The organism is uncultured Aquimarina sp., assembly GCF_947492965.1.
Taxonomy (GTDB): Bacteria; Bacteroidota; Bacteroidia; order Flavobacteriales; family Flavobacteriaceae; genus Aquimarina.
This window is the reverse complement of record NZ_CANLOZ010000008.1, coordinates 152,500-168,231: the sequence shown is the minus strand read 5'-3', so window position 1 is coordinate 168,231 and position 15,732 is coordinate 152,500. Positions and strand designations below refer to the sequence as shown.

Here is a 15,732-nt window from a genome sequence, read left to right as displayed (position 1 = left end):
TGATGAATTAGTTTTACAAATGGATTATTTCTCAGATATAAACTTCGAAAAATATAAAAGATATATTGATACTGGATTAGGTGTCATTATTTTATATGGAGTTTTGTTTAATTATGTTCATTTAATCACTGCTGTAACTAATACCTATTTACCAGTTTGGAGTGACGAATTTTTTTATTTTGTGAATACAATTTCATTCTTTGAGAATAACGTATTAGATGCTGCACTAACATATAATGGAGAAGGGAGTCATTTGCTAGGTGTAGATGCTCATGGACCTGGTTATCCATTATTGCATGGCAGTATCGCAGAAGTTTTCGGTTGGAGTAATCTGAATTTTATCTACTTTAATTTTATCAGTTTGTTTTTAGCCCTGGTAGTCATATGGTTTATGAAATCAATTACGATTGCTCAAAAAATTTGGATTGCTAACATCGCTCTGATGTTTCCTTTTTTTATGCTTTATGGGTTTACTTTTATGCAAGAATCCGTACACGTGTTTACTGGTTTGATAATTAGTGTTTTAGTTTATTGTATTTATAAAAAGGATGCTAAGAGAATTTATATATCACTTTTTTTGATTACTGTTTTTATTGCAGGGATTTTCCGTGCGTTGTGGTTTTTTTGGTTGATAGGTTTAATACCATTGGCAATAACAAATAAACAACTTATACAATACGTATGCTTATTTTTATTAGGTATTGTGGTGTCTTTTATTACCGTGAAATTTTTTACAGAACCAGTGCCTAATTACTTTTCTTCAGTAATTACACTTTTCAAGAATGATAGGTTAGGAGAAGGAGTAAGTTCTTTATTCAATCATTTCTACGAGAATCTATATAGCTATTTTATTGGAGAAAAAAATAACCTGCTCTATAGATCCATCAAGTACCTAAATTTTAGCTTCGTAGCTTACTTCTTATATCGGGCTATAAGGTATAAATCAAGAATGATTATTGCTATAGCTCTTATTGGGTTGTGTAATTTTTTCTTGCTTTTTATTCTTTATGATGCATTTGATTGGAGGGAAATACGAACCATGTCTCCTCTATTTTATTTTTACATTATTTTTATAGTAACACATAAAAGAAAAGAGCTTTCGTATGTATTAGTTATTGTATTGTGTTTACTGTTTTTTCCAACAATAAAAATGTCGAATCAATGGATATCTGAAAGAAACGGTGTTCAAGTTGAAAAGAGTAAAAAAGAGGCATATAAAGAAATTGAGAAAAAAATAGGCAAAGATAAAATGGTTTTATTGGATTATATACCAAGGGACTATTCTACAGATTTGCTAGATCTTCCTTTACGGAATGTTTCGGGTTTTCCTATACGTTATATCATTCAATATTACAAAGTAGAAAAAAAGCATTACGATTATACCATATTAAGGCCAGATACATTTACACAAAACTCTAAAATAATAGATAATGAATATTATACGCTTATAAGCAATAGACCTAAAGAAAGTTCAGTTAAGAACTTATCAGCTGATGAATATATTAAATTAAGTTTATTACATTATCGAAAGAGAGAGTATATAAAAAGTATCGAAGCTTCAAGAAAGGTAATTTTATTAGATTCAAACAATAGTATTGCTTATAACAATATGTGTGCTTCTTATAATAGACTTAGGATGTACGACGAAGCTAAAATCGCATGTGAAAAATCTTTAAAAATTGAACGGGAAGTCGCACTAACAAAGAATAATTATAAAGAATCTCTTCAGGGTATAGCGAAAGACAAAAAAGGAAAGTTTACCCCAAAACATTATCTGAGCCTTAGTTCTAATTATTATAAATTAGGACATTTTAATAAATGTATAAATGCTAGTTTAGAATTACTGCGATTAGAACCAGATAGTAAATATGCATATAATAATATATGTTCGTCCTATAATGCTCTGAAAAAATATGAGGATGCGATGAAGGCTTGTAAAAAGGCTCTGGAGATAGATCCGGATTATCAATTGGCAAAGAATAATCTGAAATGGTCAAAAAACAATTTGAACTATTGATTTTAAGATTAAATAAAAATGTAATGAACGAGATTAAAAAAATCGTGGAGTCTAAAAATTTTGATGCTATTTTAATTTTTGTATTACTAATGGCAATTTTTGTACCTATTGCCAATTATCTCAGTACGGATATTCCAGATCATATTCAATGGATAATTAGAGTTAATGAGGGTAATGCTAGTTATTCACCTCATTTTTTGTTTTTTTTTCTCGTTAATTTATTTTCCTTTTTTTCAAGCAATGTTTCTTTGATGCTTTTTGTAGCTTCGGTCTTGCTATCGCTGGCTACCGTTGGTAAATATTTGATTTCTAAAGAGGTGGTTTCTAGTTCGGTTTTAGATATAGCGCATCCCTATAAAAAGAATATTATAAAGACACTGTCTTTTATGCTTTTGTTTTGTTTCGCAATTCCAGATTTCTACAATTTCTTTTTCTTAAAAAAAATGTATTTAGGAAGAACGCCATCAGTCGTTTGGCATAATTCAACGATTATTGCTGTATTTCCGTTCGCACTATTGCTTTTTTGGAGACAACTTAAGCTATTTGATAGGGAGTATTCATCTATCTTCCATAAAGATCTTTTGATCGTTACCGTATTAATTGTTTTGAATGTTTTAATAAAACCTTCTTTTATTTTTGTTTTTATTCCGGTTAGTGTAGTGTTAATTCTTAAAGATTTTAGCATACAAGATTATAAAAAATATGTAATCAAGTTGTTTCCAATATTCATAGGAGCTATTTTTATTTTGATACAATATATAAGTATTTATAATTACCAGATAGGATCGTTTCAAGCTAAGGAAAGTTCTCTGGCAATTGCTGCTCCTTTTGACTTTTTAAGACATTTTGCGCCTGGCTGGTATGTTCCGATAGCCTTTTTCTTTTCTTTTACGTTTCCAATAGCTACTGTCTTCTACTATAGAGATATACTAAAATTTAAGCCATTTAAGTATGCTTTTTATTTAACATTTGTTGGGATAGTAATAAGTGCTTTTATCGTAGAAACGGGACCTAGAAGATTTCATGGAAATCTCGTTTGGCAAAATATAATTTGTGCCTATTTGTTAATGTTGACCACTGTTACTTACTTAATACCTACATTATGGAGTAAAGATAGATTTTCGAAAAAGAATATTATTTTATGGAGTCTATTTACATTACATTTTTTGTCTGGAATTTTGTATTTGATTAAAATCTATTTTACCAAGTCTTATCATTAGATAAAGTTCATTTTAAAATATAGAAAACCCAGTAAGTGTCGTTAATCTTTCCAGTGCAAACATACCTAATTCGGAGTTTCCTTTAGGGTTTAATCGGGGACTCCAGGTAGTTACCGCATATTGACTGGGATGAATAGCAGCAATTCCTCCACCAACACCGCTTTTCCCTGGTAGACCTACTCTAAAGCTAAATTCCCCTGCTTCATCGTAAAACCCGCAAGTCTGCATGATTGCATTAATTCTTTTTACCTTTCGTTCGGAAATTATTTGTGTGTTATCGAATAAAGTTTTTCCTGAATTAGCATAGATCATAAAGGCAGTTGCTAATTCTTTGCAAGACATCTCGATAGCACACTGAAAAATATAGAGATCCAATACTTTTTCAATATCGTTTTTAATATTGCCAAAGGATTTCATAAGGTTTAATAAAGCAGCATTTCTATGGCTATATTCCTTTTCGGATTGAAATACCTTAGGATTTACATTAATTTCATGATTATTTGAAATAGTACGGATGAGGTTTAAAAACTCTTCCTCTGGATTGTCCAAAGTAGAAATTAATATATCAGCAATAACCAGAGCGCCAGCGTTTATCAATGGGTTTCTTGGAATTCCATTTTCATATTCCAACTGTACTAAAGAATTAAAAGGATCTCCCGAAGGTTCTACATCTACTCTTTTGAATAATTCATCATCATCCAATAAAGACATCGCCAGAGTTAATGAAAATACTTTAGAAATACTCTGAATAGAAAATCGTTCCTCTTGATTTCCAAAACCATAATGTCCAGAATTGATGCAATATAGATGCATACCAAATTTATTGGGATCGATTTTAGCTAACTCAGGGATGTAAGAAGCAACATTTCCGCTAGATTCCCTAAGAGAAGCTTCTTTTTCTATAGTGTTTAGAATGTTCTGGTATTCCATAAAATATTAATTTAAGTCGGATAAAGAACTGCCGAAATCTATCTCATAGGGAGTTTTGTTTTTTTCAAAAATTCTGGCTGATAATTTACCTTCAAGAGTGATTTGATCTCCGTTTATTTTTAGCCAACTTCCTTCTCTTAAACCTACTACTGGTTGGGGATTCAAATAATGAAATTCTTTGATTCTGGTTTCTCTGGTTTCTCCTTTGTGCGTTGAGGTCGGATCAGGATCCAAATAATGAGCGTTGATGTTAAAAGGAAGTATTCCTAATGTCTTATAACTTTCTGGATGAACAATAGGCATATCATTTGTGGTTTGCATAGTAAGTCCGCAAATATTGCTTCCTGCACTTGTTCCCAAATATGGAACCCCATTGTCAATAGCAGTTTTTAGAGGAGACAATACATTATTTCTGTATAATTGATCAACAAGTAGAAAAGTATTTCCTCCTCCAGTATAAATACCTTGGGTATTTTCAAAAGCTTCATTTACCGATGAAAACATATGAATCCCGAGTACCCTTTTATTGATTTTTTTAAAAATATTATTTATTCCAATGGTGTATTCATCATGAGAGATGCCTCCAGGACGTGCATATGGGATGAATAATATTTGATCAGTGTTTTTATAAAGTTCAACTAATGTGTCGAATAGATATTCTAAAGGACCGCTACCATGAATGGTAGATGTACTAGCTATAATACAGTTTCTCATGAAATAATTTTTAGTAAAAGTAGTTTAACGTTTTCTTATAAAGAAATCTTCTTAGGATATTGAAAAAATATAGTATCTTGATTACTTACAAATTTAATTGCGCCAACTATGAAAAAGAAATTATCCCTACTTTTTATATTCCTAATAATCAATAGTTCTATAGCACAAATTACTTCAAGAGTCATGATCGATGGACGCATAAGCGCCCCAATTGGAGATGATGTAGAAGGTGTTGTGGTCTATAATCTAACATCCAAAAAAGGAACTATTACGGACAAAGACGGTAATTTCAAAATAAGTGCAGGAATAAATGATAAGTTAGAGGTTATAGCCATGCAGTATCAGAAATTTGTAGTTTGGATAAACAAGGGAGTATTGGATAATAGGCGTTTAAATATTTTTTTAAATGAGTCGGTTAATTTATTAGAAGAAGTGATTGTGAAGCCTTATGATTTGTTAGGTAATGTTTCTCTGGATCTTAAAAAGATTGATGTAACCGAAAGTGGAGTAGATGAAGTGGCAAAACTAACTTCTTCAAGAATTAATGATACTGATTTTGATTGGACACCCGATGAATTATCTGAACTTGATAATAAGGTTTTCTTAGAGGATCGAATGATTTATGGATTAAATTTTGTAAACCTTTTTAAAGAAGTCTTTCAAAATAAGGATAAAAAAGAGAATAAAGTCCCTGATGATATCGATGTGCAAGTGAGAAAAATGTATAATAACGAATTTTTTAAAACCAATTTAGCTCTAGAAATGGATCAAATCAACGATTTTATTTTCTTTGCAGAGGAAAATGGGTTGAATACGAATTACCTTGAAGAAGGAAACGAACTTAATCTGATTGAGTTTTTGGTTTCTCAAAGTAAAATGTATAAAAGTAGAAATTGATATTACCACTTATTCGCAACATTTTTTGGGCACTCCAGTCTTTGGATTAGTTGACTAAATTTTGAAAATTATATTCTCGTAAGAGTTTGGGTTTGGTCATAAACTAATTCACTATATGATCAAAACATTACGAGTATTTTTACTTTTCTTATTCATAAACAATTTTTCTTTTGCCCAAAATACAAGGTTAAAAGGTACAATTGTTGCGGATTCGTTACAAGGATTTGCTATCAATATTGTTAACTATACCAAAAAAATTGGAACTACTAATGATCAAAATGGATTTTTTGAAATACCAGCATCCGCTCAAGATTCTATCATTTTTTCTTCCGTTCAATACAAAGTAATTTCTGTAGTCGTTTCTGATAACGATTTAAATAATGATGCTTTTAAGGTTACATTGTATCCCGTAGTACAAAAGTTGGATCAGGTGAATGTTAGTAATGTAAAACTTTCAGGAAATATAGATAAAGATACTAAGGATATTGAAATTAAACCTTTTGTAAATAATAGAGCCTTGGGGCTTCCGTTTAGAGATATCCAACAGCCTACACGTGCAGAAAGAAGATTATACACGGCAAAGGCTTCTAACGGCATTATATCTGTAGATCGAATTATTAATACACTTTCCGGAAAGCTTAAAAAATTAAAAAACAACAAAGCCATAGAAGATTTAAAAACACTTATTCAAAAAGGGGGGCAATCATTTGACACTGCGTTTTTTACCGAAGATTTAGGATTGCCAGAGAATCTTATTTCAGATTTCGTATACTACTGTTCTGAAGATGCATACTTCGAAGATTTATTAGAAAATACCAAAAGGTTATCATTACTAGAATTTTTTCAAGAGAAAGCTAGGTCATACAAAGAATTTAAAGAGATTGACTAATATTTTCGTATTAAATAATTTTTGGCATAATATTTTATACCAAAATGTTACATTTACGACCATTAAATAAGGAAACTTTGAAGAAGCAGCTATTTATACTCACTATATTTTTGGTAACACTAAGTTCTTTTGGTGTATTACATAAGTTTTATGTAAGCGTAACACAGATTGAATATAAAGCGGAACAACAATCACTTCAGATAATCTCTAGGATTTTTATTGACGATATAGAAGAAGCGTTAAGGAAACGTTATGATGAAAACATAACATTACTTTCTAAAGAGCAAGAAACAAAGGTTGATCAATACCTCAGTACCTATCTAAAGCAGAAACTAAGAATTACTGTTAATGGTAAAGAAGTTTACTATACTTTTTTGGGGAAGGAGTATGATAATGATTTGGTATTGTGTTATCTGGAGGCGGAGAATGTTTCATCTTTAGAAACTATAGAAGTGTCCAATCTCACGTTAATGGATTTCTTCGAAGAACAACAAAATCTTATCCATGTTAAAAAAGGGAAAAAACGAAAAAGTTTGATCTTAGAAAAAGAAAGAGATAATGGCATGTTAAAGTTTAGTGAATAAATCATTAAACTTTTAAAAAACAATTATTTTGCAGTTTATTACTTAACACAATAACATCTAATGAAAAAATTACTTTTTGTCCTCTCGGCTACGTTTTTTGTATCTGGAATTGGATTGTACGCACAGAATCAGGGCAGCGCTGAAGAAACGCGTGAACTTGGGCATACAAATGAAAATAAGTTTAAGCAAATGTACGATGAGTTTGCAACACCAAACATGTACAGAACTGCTTCTGGAGCACCAGGATCTGCTTATTACCAACAACAAGCAGACTACAAAATGGATATCGAGCTTGATGACAAGAATAAAAAGCTTACTGGTAAAGAAACTATTACGTATACCAATAATTCACCTGATAATTTAGAGTTTTTATGGGTACAATTGGATCAAAACATGAGATCCAGAAAATCTAAAACTCCATTAATCCAACCAACAGGTGTAGATGCAGCGGATCCACCACAAAGATTTGTTGGAAAATATCTTGGAGAACCTTTTGATGGAGGGTTTAATATTACTGCTGTTAAAGATGCATCAGGGAAACCCCTTGAGCATACGATAAACGGTACGATGATGAGAGTAGAAATGCCTAAAGATTTGGCGCCTGGAGGAAAGTTTGTGTTTTCTATTGACTGGTGGTACAATATTAATGACCACGTAAATGGAAGAGGTAGATCGGGATATGAAGAATTTGAGGATGGTAATAGAGCGTATGTAATTGCACAGTTTTATCCAAGAATGGCAGTGTATAACGATGTAGAAGGTTGGCAAAATCACCAGTTCTGGGGTAGAGGAGAATTTGCACTTCCTTTCGGAGATTTTGATGTAAACATTACAGTACCTGCGGACCACATTTTAGATGGTACAGGAGTTTTAGTAAATAGAAAAGAAGTATTTACTAAGGAAATGATGAATCGTTATAATCAAGCAAAGAAATCATATGATAAACCAGTTCTTATAGTAACACAAAAAGAAGCTGAAGCAAAAGAAAAGTCCTTCTCTACTAGCAAAAAAACATGGAAGCTTAGTGCAAAGAATGTAAGAGATTTCGGGTTTGCTACATCCAGAAGGTTTATATGGGATATGATGGCAGTTAAGATTGGTGGTAAAGATGTGATGGCCGTTTCTATGTATCCAAAAGAAGGAAATCCACTATGGGAAGATTGGTCTACTAAAGTAGTAGCGAGTACGCTAAAATCTTATAGTAGAATGACTTTTGATTATCCATATCATAAAGCAATTTCGGTTCATGCTAAAAATCAGGGAATGGAATATCCTATGATTTGCTGGAATTATGGACGACCAGATACAAAAGGAAAATTTAGTGATCGTACTAAGTACGGAATGATGAGTGTAATCATACACGAGGTAGGACATAACTTTTTCCCAATGATCGTAAATAGTGATGAGCGTCAATGGACTTGGATGGATGAAGGTTTAAATACATTCGTACAATACGTAGCAGAACAAGATTTTGGAGAGTGGTATCCTGATGCAATTGCGCCTTTAAAAAGTTATCCTTCTAGAAGAGGTCCTGCAGCTAAGATTGTACCTTACATGAGTGGAGATCAAAGTTTTATTTCGCCAATTATGTCACAGTCTAATAATATTTATCAGTTTGGTGCTAATGCATATGCGAAACCTGCTACAGGTTTAAATATTCTTAGAGAAACAGTTATGGGTAGAGATCTTTTTGATTACTCGTTCAGAACATACTCTCAAAGATGGATGTTTAAACACCCAACACCAGAAGATTTCTTTAGAACAATGGAAGATGCTTCTGCAGTAGATTTAGATTGGTTTTGGAGAGGTTGGTTCTATACAACGGATTATACCGATATTGGTGTTAAGGATGTGAAAAAGTATGTGGTTTCTAAAGAACCAAACAAAAGAGCTAAAGATTTTGCCGCTGCAAGAGGTGCTAAAATAGAAGATTTTGGACCATTAGTTTTTATGGTTGAAGAAGGAAGTGAAGAATACGAAGCTATTAAGAAGAATGGAAATATAATCGATGATGCAAAAACATTGAAAGAGTATTTAATCGATAATTTCTCAGTAGAGGAAAGAGAAGTTCTAAAAGAACCAAAATATTTCTATGAAATTACTTTCGAAAAACCAGGAGGTTTAGTAATGCCGTTAATAGTTGAATATACATATGAAGATGGAAGTTCGGAAACTATTACTTACCCTGCTGAGATATGGAGAAAAAATGATGACTCGGTTAGAAGAGCTATCGCTTCGGAAAAGGCAATATCTAAAATTGTCGTAGATCCGAATCAGGAAACCGCAGATATTGATACCTCCAATAATAGCTGGCCTAAAAATAAAAAACTAGGTAAGTTTGATAAATTTAAAAACAAAGTTAAGGGTCAATAAGTTAAAAAACCTATAAATCGTTTTAGTAAAGCCGTTCGAATGTACGAACGGCTTTTTTGTATTCATTATTGTAGCTATATTTGCAGAGATATGATAGCATTACCTTTATTTATAAGTGGGACAGAAATAGCCTTTATAGTGTTTATTCTGGTTATGGTTTTTGGAGCAGATAAGATACCAGAAATAGCTCGTGGTTTAGGCAAAGGAATGCGCATTGTTAAAGATGCCACTAATGATATCAAATCCGAAATAACCAAGAGTGCTGAAAAGCACGGAATAGATACAGAACTTCCTAATTCCATTACATCAGATATTAAAAATGAGATTACTCAAGCAAAGAAAGATATCGAAGATGTAACTGGTTCTATAAAGCGCAAACTTTAGTCTTTTAAGCTAGTATTTTATCATTATACTAAAATTGAACATTCGTTTTTTTGAATTGATCAAAAAAACACCACTTTTTTTATACTTTTCTTACACTGTAGTATTTTTCTGTAAAACCCTTGTAAACATTGGTGGTTGACGATGAATTGTAGTCCTATGCAAGCATAGGATCGGTATTTTTTTTAAGATTCTTTCAAAAAAATATATTAATATTTAAACTTTATTTAATAAATTAGTCATGAAATTAACTAAATGATAATTATTTGATATTTTTAAGGATAACTGATCTTAAATTTCAAATTCGCACAAACTCATTAATCTTATACTAAAATGAAAAAAATTATTCCTCTGTTTTTAGGGCTTTTTCTTGTCGTATCTTGTTCTAAAAATGATCCCTCAGAAGTAATTGAAGAAAACCAGACGTCACAAAAGATTTTATCGATAGATGAAATCAATTCTTTTATCGAATCTCAGCTAAAACAAAAAGGAGATTTAGATTGGTCAAAAGATGCTTCGGCACATATGTTATATAGTGCAGTAATGCATGGAGGAGAAGTATTGACCATTGGTTATGGTCAGAAAGGAGAAAGTTTTATTGAAGGTACGCAAAGATCTTCAAGACTAAATGATATTATAGAAGATATTTACAATACAGTACAGAGTAATGAAGGAGTGACACGTTCTAATTTTCAAGTGTTTGAAGATGATAAGCTAAATGTGTTAGACGTTCATGTTACTAAATTAGAAACTATTGAGGAGCTTTTAGCAATGGATAATATCCGTTATTTAGAACCTAATGGATATGGTTTTTACTTACAAGAAGATGTACAGCAAAAATCCGCTGGATGTTCACAAAGCGGTCAATCTATTAATAGTGCTGATTACAGTGTAATAGCACCTAATGCTAGAGTGCCTTGGAACTACAACATTCATAATATACCACAAGCTTGGAATTATAGTACTGGTGCAGGAATAACAGTGGGATTAATCGATAGTGGTGTGTCTGCTAATCAAAACCTACTTGGAAATGGATTTAATGATGGAGCTTCCAATGGAAGAAGTATCCAAAAGATTGGAACATACATAGATTCTATTTGGTGGTGGTCTAATAATGTAGATGGACCAAATGATAAATGTGGGCATGGTACTCAAATGGCTTCAATAATTGCTTCTCCACGAAACAATGATTTTATGCCTATGGGAGTTGCTTATAATTGTAATTTAATTTCATATAGAGGAACATCTGATGTTGTTCTTGAAGATTATCATGAGCGTAAAGGAGTAAGTAATGCATTAAAGCAATTAGGTAATAATGGTAACGTAAAAATTATATCCATGTCTATAGGATACCCTTGGTCTATTGGAAATGTAAAAGATGCTGTTAAGTACGCTTACGGAAAAGGTAAAATGATTATTGCGGCAGGAGGTACCTCTACTACATTTACTAACTGGTATGGGGTTATTTTTCCAGCAAGTATGAATGAAACTGTAGCTGTAACAGGTTTAAAGGACAATGGATATAACAGATGTAATATCTGTCATGATGGAAGTAAGATTGACTTTACCATTGTGATGCAAAGAGCAAGCAATTCTAATAGAAATGTGCCGGTTTTAGGATTTAATAACGGAGATCAATCATATGTTGGTGGTTCATCCGCAGCTACTGCGGCTACAGCTGGAATCGCAGCATTGGTATGGGCGCGTAATCCAAATATGACCAGAGCACAAGTATTGGATAAGTTAAAACGAGCAGGAGAGTTCTATCCGAATAGAAATAGCAAATTTGGATATGGTAATATAGATGCTCTAAAAGCTGTACAATAAATGAATTAGCAATTGTAGTTACTAATACATGTAAAAAGTGGAATCCGTAAAACAGATTCCACTTTTTTTATAATACTCTACTGATAGTTAATCCATCTCTGATAGGTAACAGAACAGTTTCTATTCTTTTATCTTCTACTAGTAATTTATTATATGTTAATAGTGCGTTCGTAGAAAGATCGTCTTTTGCAACTTCTTCAACAACTTTTCCACTCCAGAGAACATTATCAGAAAGGATAATGCCACCAGGATTCATTTTATCAATAATTAGCTCGAAGTACTTTGGATAATTAGGTTTATCTGCATCAATAAAAACTAAGTCGAATTTAATATTCAAGGACGGAATAATTTCGGTAGCATTTCCAATATGCTGATATATTTGATGACCATAAGGAGAAAGATCAAAGTATTTTCGTTGAAAATCTTCTAATTCTTCATTAATATCTATCGTATGTAAGACACCCTCTTTTTTCATGCCTTCCGCAAGGCATAATGCAGAATATCCGGTATATGTTCCGATTTCCAAAATATGTTTTGGACTGATTAATTTAGAAAGCATGCTTAGCACTCTACCTTGATATGGACCACTAAGCATTCGAGGTTGTAGTATTTTTTGATACGTCTCACGAGTTAATCTTTCTAGTAACTCTGGTTCCTTTTCAGTATGATTTACTACGTATGTATCCAGTGCTTCTGGTATAAAGTGCATAGCTTCCTGTTTTTTTTGCAAAGCTAAGTGTTTTATTATTGATAGATCTAAAAATAAGTTTTCTAATAAATAGAAACGGTACAAAAAAATTGCAGTAGAATAATGAATCTACTGCAATTATTGATTTTTTACATTTTGTATGATGAATGTATAGTAACTATACTAGCATGGAACACAAAAGTAATCAGGTCCTGGAAAGATAATCTGACCACACATTCCAGCAGGGCAACCTGCAGGACCACCATCTGAAGGACATCCTCCAACTACTAGTTTTTGAGCTTTTTTACCCATGGTTTTAACACCTTCTAATTTTTTTAATTCTTTCATAAGAGTATTAAATTTAAAAATGAATATGTGCCTGTTTATTTAAAGACATTCAGGTTATATGTCTCTAACTTAAGTAACATGGTAAAAAGAAATATAGAAAAATCTTTTTACCATATTTTTTCATTCTTAGATGTCAAAATCATTTCTCAGTTTTAGACTAGATATTAGAAGTGATGCTAGATCTAGATCAAAACATAGACTGTGAGACCAAGAAATAAAAGAAAAGAAATAATTCTTTATGTAATTAAAGGCAGCATTGCCCGTTAATATGTGTTCCAAAGCAAGTTGCACCCGATGGACTTGGAACTGCGCATAGATCGCCACCACCAGATGGACAAAAGAATAAAGAAAAACATCCAGATGGACAATCAGATAAAGAAATCAAACCGCCAGAGATAGCACTTTGGGACTCTTTAGATAATTCATTAGCCCCGCTTACTTCTAAAATTTTTTTTAACATGTTTAATAAGTTTAAAAAAATGATTATGTGCCCGAACATTTAAAGACACTCAGGTTATATGTCTACAATTAGGGTATATTAAGGTAGGCAGTTTTAAATGTGTGTTTAATATAATAATAAGTGATAATTTCCCCGCTAATTTTAACAAGGTTTTAAAAGATTATTTAATCTCAGTTCTTATATGTATTTTTGAAATAAAACTCAAGAATGCAATTCGAAAATAGCAGAGAATTTGCTAAGAAATTGGATCAGCAGGATCCTTTAAAATCATATAGAGATCGTTTTCTTTTCCCAAAAGTTAATAATAAGCAAGTCATTTATTTTACAGGAAATTCTTTAGGGCTTCAACCTAGAAATACAAAGAAGTATGTGGATGAGGTAATGAAGGATTGGGCAGAGCTTGCCGTAGAAGGTCATTTTTATGCAGATAAACCTTGGTGGGATTATCATGAAAGAATGGCAAAACCATTGAGTAAGATAGTAGGTGCTAAACCTTCGGAGATTACTGTAATGAACACCTTAACGGTGAACTTGCATTTACTCATGATTTCCTTTTATCGTCCTCAAGGAAAACGATATAAAATCATATGCGAAGAAAAAGCTTTTCCGAGTGATCAATATATGCTTCAAAGTCAAGTCCGATTTCATGGATATGATCCAAATGATGCCATTGTGGAAATAAAAAAGCGTCCAGGAGAACATAATTTTAGGACTGAAGATATTCTTAGCACTATCGAATCTGTAGGAGAGGAGTGTGCTCTAATTCTTATGGGTGGTGTTAATTATTATACAGGACAAGTTTTTGATATGAAAACCATTACAAAAGCAGGACATGATATTGGAGCTTTTGTAGGTTGGGATCTAGCACACGGTGCTGGAAATATTGAGTTGCAACTTCATGATTGGGATGTTGATTTTGCCTCTTGGTGCAGTTATAAATATATGAATAGTGGTCCTGGAAATGCTTCAGGATGTTTTGTACATGAAAGATTTCATGATCAAAAAGATATTCCTCGTTTTGAAGGTTGGTGGGGAACAAAAAAAGAGTCTAGGTTTTTAATGAAACCTGAGTTCGAACCAATGCCTAATGCGGATGCTTGGCAATTGAGTAATGCTCCGATCTTGTCATTGGCACCATATCTTGCTTCTTTAGAACTATTTGATGAAGTAGGTATGGAAGCTTTGCTAGAAAAGAGAAACCTAATTGTAGCATATTTAGAATTTGTATTGAATTCTATCGATGCAGAAGTAGAAAGTACTTTTGAAGTTATAACCCCATCAAAGCAGGACGAAAGAGGGACACAACTTTCCGTTTTTCTTCATGGAGAAGGGCGAAAATTATTCGACTTTTTAATGAAAAATGGTGTAATCGTAGATTGGAGAGAGCCTAATGTGATAAGATTAGCACCTGCGCCATTTTATTGTTCTTATGAGGATATGTACGAATTTGGGCAGATTCTTAAACAGGGAATTTTAAATAAAGATTCAAACTAGTTATTATCTAAATGATTTATATAATCTGAAGGAGAAGTATCGGTGTATTTTTTGAATTGTTTACAAAAATATGATGGGTCGTTAAAACCACATTGATATGCTACCTCAGAAATTGACATAGTTTCGTTTTCAAAGTATTCCTGAGCCTTTTTGATTCTAAACTCGTTTAAAAAGCTAATAAAACTTTTATTCGTGGCTGCTTTAAACATTCGACAAAACGAATTGGTGGTTAATCCTAATTCTTTGGCAATTGCTTTTGATTGTATTTTTTGAGAATAGTTCTTATTTATATATTCAAAGACTCTTGAAATTCTTGGTAATGCGGTTTTATCAATTTCCAAAAGTTGGGCAGATTTGATGACCGGAGTATTATCTTTTGAAACAGAAAGCTGATATAAGATATTCATAAAATTGAGTAGTTTCTCGGTGTCATTTTGAGATGCCAATTGTAGAAATGAATTAGATAGTTTATCCTTGGTCTCTTTAGAAAAAATACATCCTTTCAATGTTTTTTGAATAAACTTTTGTATACTCGAAAATTCTGGAAATACTTTTAACTTCTCTTGAATGAAATTTTGATTAAATTGAATTACAACTTCTACATTATCCTCTAGATCTTTATTTCCAAAAGGCATATGAGGAATATTTGGACCAAGAAAAATTAAGAGTCCATCTTTATAACTTTTGATATTAGATCCTACTTGGATAATGCCATTTCCGTTTTTAATAAAAACTATTTCATACTCAGGATGTAAATGCCAGTTTATTTCATTACAAAGAGCATCTTTGGTATAGCTTTCTATTTTTAACGATTTAGATTGTTTAACATAAATTTGCTCGTACGATAATTTCATAAAACAAAATTATCATAATAGGCTATATATAAAGCTATAAAAGAATAAATTGTTTT

At 32.0% G+C, this 15,732-nt stretch carries 15 protein-coding genes; 9 read left to right on the top strand and 6 right to left on the bottom strand.

Annotated features, from left to right (window positions below; translation table 11 throughout):
- Positions 1-19 precede the first annotated feature (19 nt).
- Complete coding sequence (locus tag Q1B37_RS19530; RefSeq protein WP_299901528.1) at positions 20-2,017, top strand: hypothetical protein; 1,998 nt, start codon at positions 20-22, stop codon at positions 2,015-2,017.
- A gap of 23 nt (positions 2,018-2,040) precedes the next feature.
- Entirely contained in the window at positions 2,041-3,237 is a 1,197-nt protein-coding gene (locus Q1B37_RS19525) for a hypothetical protein (RefSeq protein ID WP_299901526.1), read from the top strand.
- Between the two features lie 12 nt (positions 3,238-3,249).
- Here the strand turns inward: Q1B37_RS19525 and Q1B37_RS19520 are convergent, their stop codons facing one another.
- On the bottom strand, positions 3,250-4,167 hold the full coding sequence (locus Q1B37_RS19520) for a glutaminase (RefSeq protein ID WP_299901523.1): 918 nt from the start codon (positions 4,165-4,167) through the stop codon (positions 3,250-3,252).
- Between the two features lie 6 nt (positions 4,168-4,173).
- The gene (gene pepE / locus Q1B37_RS19515; protein ID WP_299901520.1) at positions 4,174-4,881 is read right to left on the bottom strand and encodes a dipeptidase PepE; all 708 of its coding nucleotides are present in this window, start codon (positions 4,879-4,881) and stop codon (positions 4,174-4,176) included.
- A gap of 108 nt (positions 4,882-4,989) precedes the next feature.
- Here pepE and Q1B37_RS19510 point away from each other — a divergent pair, with 108 nt between their 5' ends.
- From Q1B37_RS19510 to Q1B37_RS19485, 6 genes are all read left to right on the top strand, one after another.
- A complete protein-coding gene (locus Q1B37_RS19510) occupies positions 4,990-5,778 on the top strand; it encodes a carboxypeptidase-like regulatory domain-containing protein (RefSeq protein WP_299610298.1) in 789 nt (262 codons plus the stop codon).
- A gap of 115 nt (positions 5,779-5,893) precedes the next feature.
- Positions 5,894-6,667 carry a hypothetical protein gene (locus Q1B37_RS19505; protein ID WP_299901517.1) on the top strand — a complete coding sequence of 258 codons (774 nt, stop codon included), beginning with the start codon at positions 5,894-5,896 and terminating at the stop codon, positions 6,665-6,667.
- Positions 6,668-6,744: 77 nt separating this feature from the next.
- Positions 6,745-7,251, top strand: coding sequence for a DUF6702 family protein (locus Q1B37_RS19500; protein WP_299901515.1), 507 nt, complete (start codon positions 6,745-6,747; stop codon positions 7,249-7,251).
- Positions 7,252-7,311: 60 nt separating this feature from the next.
- Complete coding sequence (locus Q1B37_RS19495) at positions 7,312-9,624, top strand: M1 family metallopeptidase (RefSeq protein WP_299901513.1); 2,313 nt, start codon at positions 7,312-7,314, stop codon at positions 9,622-9,624.
- Positions 9,625-9,714: 90 nt separating this feature from the next.
- Positions 9,715-10,008, top strand: a complete 294-nt coding sequence (locus tag Q1B37_RS19490) for a twin-arginine translocase TatA/TatE family subunit (protein ID WP_299610288.1) — start codon at positions 9,715-9,717, stop codon at positions 10,006-10,008.
- 330 nt (positions 10,009-10,338) lie between these two features.
- The gene (locus tag Q1B37_RS19485; RefSeq protein ID WP_299901510.1) at positions 10,339-11,832 is read left to right on the top strand and encodes a S8/S53 family peptidase; all 1,494 of its coding nucleotides are present in this window, start codon (positions 10,339-10,341) and stop codon (positions 11,830-11,832) included.
- Positions 11,833-11,899: 67 nt separating this feature from the next.
- Here the strand turns inward: Q1B37_RS19485 and Q1B37_RS19480 are convergent, their stop codons facing one another.
- The 3 genes from Q1B37_RS19480 to Q1B37_RS19470 form a co-directional block, all read right to left on the bottom strand.
- Positions 11,900-12,541: an O-methyltransferase gene (locus Q1B37_RS19480; RefSeq protein ID WP_299901552.1), complete on the bottom strand. Its 642-nt coding sequence runs from the start codon at positions 12,539-12,541 to the stop codon at positions 11,900-11,902.
- 162 nt (positions 12,542-12,703) lie between these two features.
- The gene (locus tag Q1B37_RS19475) at positions 12,704-12,868 is read right to left on the bottom strand and encodes a hypothetical protein (RefSeq protein ID WP_299901507.1); all 165 of its coding nucleotides are present in this window, start codon (positions 12,866-12,868) and stop codon (positions 12,704-12,706) included.
- Positions 12,869-13,112: 244 nt separating this feature from the next.
- Positions 13,113-13,367, bottom strand: coding sequence for a hypothetical protein (locus Q1B37_RS19470; protein WP_299610278.1), 255 nt, complete (start codon positions 13,365-13,367; stop codon positions 13,113-13,115).
- Between the two features lie 168 nt (positions 13,368-13,535).
- Here Q1B37_RS19470 and kynU point away from each other — a divergent pair, with 168 nt between their 5' ends.
- Entirely contained in the window at positions 13,536-14,822 is a 1,287-nt protein-coding gene (kynU, locus tag Q1B37_RS19465; protein ID WP_299901506.1) for a kynureninase, read from the top strand.
- Here kynU and Q1B37_RS19460 read toward each other — a convergent pair.
- Complete coding sequence (locus Q1B37_RS19460) at positions 14,819-15,676, bottom strand: AraC family transcriptional regulator (protein ID WP_299901503.1); 858 nt, start codon at positions 15,674-15,676, stop codon at positions 14,819-14,821. The genes kynU and Q1B37_RS19460 overlap by 4 nt on opposite strands.
- Positions 15,677-15,732: the final 56 nt, after the last annotated feature.

Coding starts and splice junctions, on each gene's coding strand:
- Q1B37_RS19525 (WP_299901526.1), top strand. CDS start 2,041: ATGAACGAGATTAAAAAAATCGTGGAGTCTAAAAATTTTGATGCTATT.
- Q1B37_RS19520 (WP_299901523.1), bottom strand. CDS start 4,167: ATGGAATACCAGAACATTCTAAACACTATAGAAAAAGAAGCTTCTCTT.
- Q1B37_RS19470 (WP_299610278.1), bottom strand. CDS start 13,367: ATGTTCGGGCACATAATCATTTTTTTAAACTTATTAAACATGTTAAAA.
- Q1B37_RS19460 (WP_299901503.1), bottom strand. CDS start 15,676: ATGAAATTATCGTACGAGCAAATTTATGTTAAACAATCTAAATCGTTA.
- Q1B37_RS19510 (WP_299610298.1), top strand. CDS start 4,990: ATGAAAAAGAAATTATCCCTACTTTTTATATTCCTAATAATCAATAGT.
- Q1B37_RS19505 (WP_299901517.1), top strand. CDS start 5,894: ATGATCAAAACATTACGAGTATTTTTACTTTTCTTATTCATAAACAAT.
- Q1B37_RS19490 (WP_299610288.1), top strand. CDS start 9,715: ATGATAGCATTACCTTTATTTATAAGTGGGACAGAAATAGCCTTTATA.
- Q1B37_RS19480 (WP_299901552.1), bottom strand. CDS start 12,541: ATGCACTTTATACCAGAAGCACTGGATACATACGTAGTAAATCATACT.
- kynU (WP_299901506.1), top strand. CDS start 13,536: ATGCAATTCGAAAATAGCAGAGAATTTGCTAAGAAATTGGATCAGCAG.
- pepE (WP_299901520.1), bottom strand. CDS start 4,881: ATGAGAAACTGTATTATAGCTAGTACATCTACCATTCATGGTAGCGGT.
- Q1B37_RS19495 (WP_299901513.1), top strand. CDS start 7,312: ATGAAAAAATTACTTTTTGTCCTCTCGGCTACGTTTTTTGTATCTGGA.
- Q1B37_RS19485 (WP_299901510.1), top strand. CDS start 10,339: ATGAAAAAAATTATTCCTCTGTTTTTAGGGCTTTTTCTTGTCGTATCT.
- Q1B37_RS19475 (WP_299901507.1), bottom strand. CDS start 12,868: ATGAAAGAATTAAAAAAATTAGAAGGTGTTAAAACCATGGGTAAAAAA.
- Q1B37_RS19530 (WP_299901528.1), top strand. CDS start 20: ATGGATTATTTCTCAGATATAAACTTCGAAAAATATAAAAGATATATT.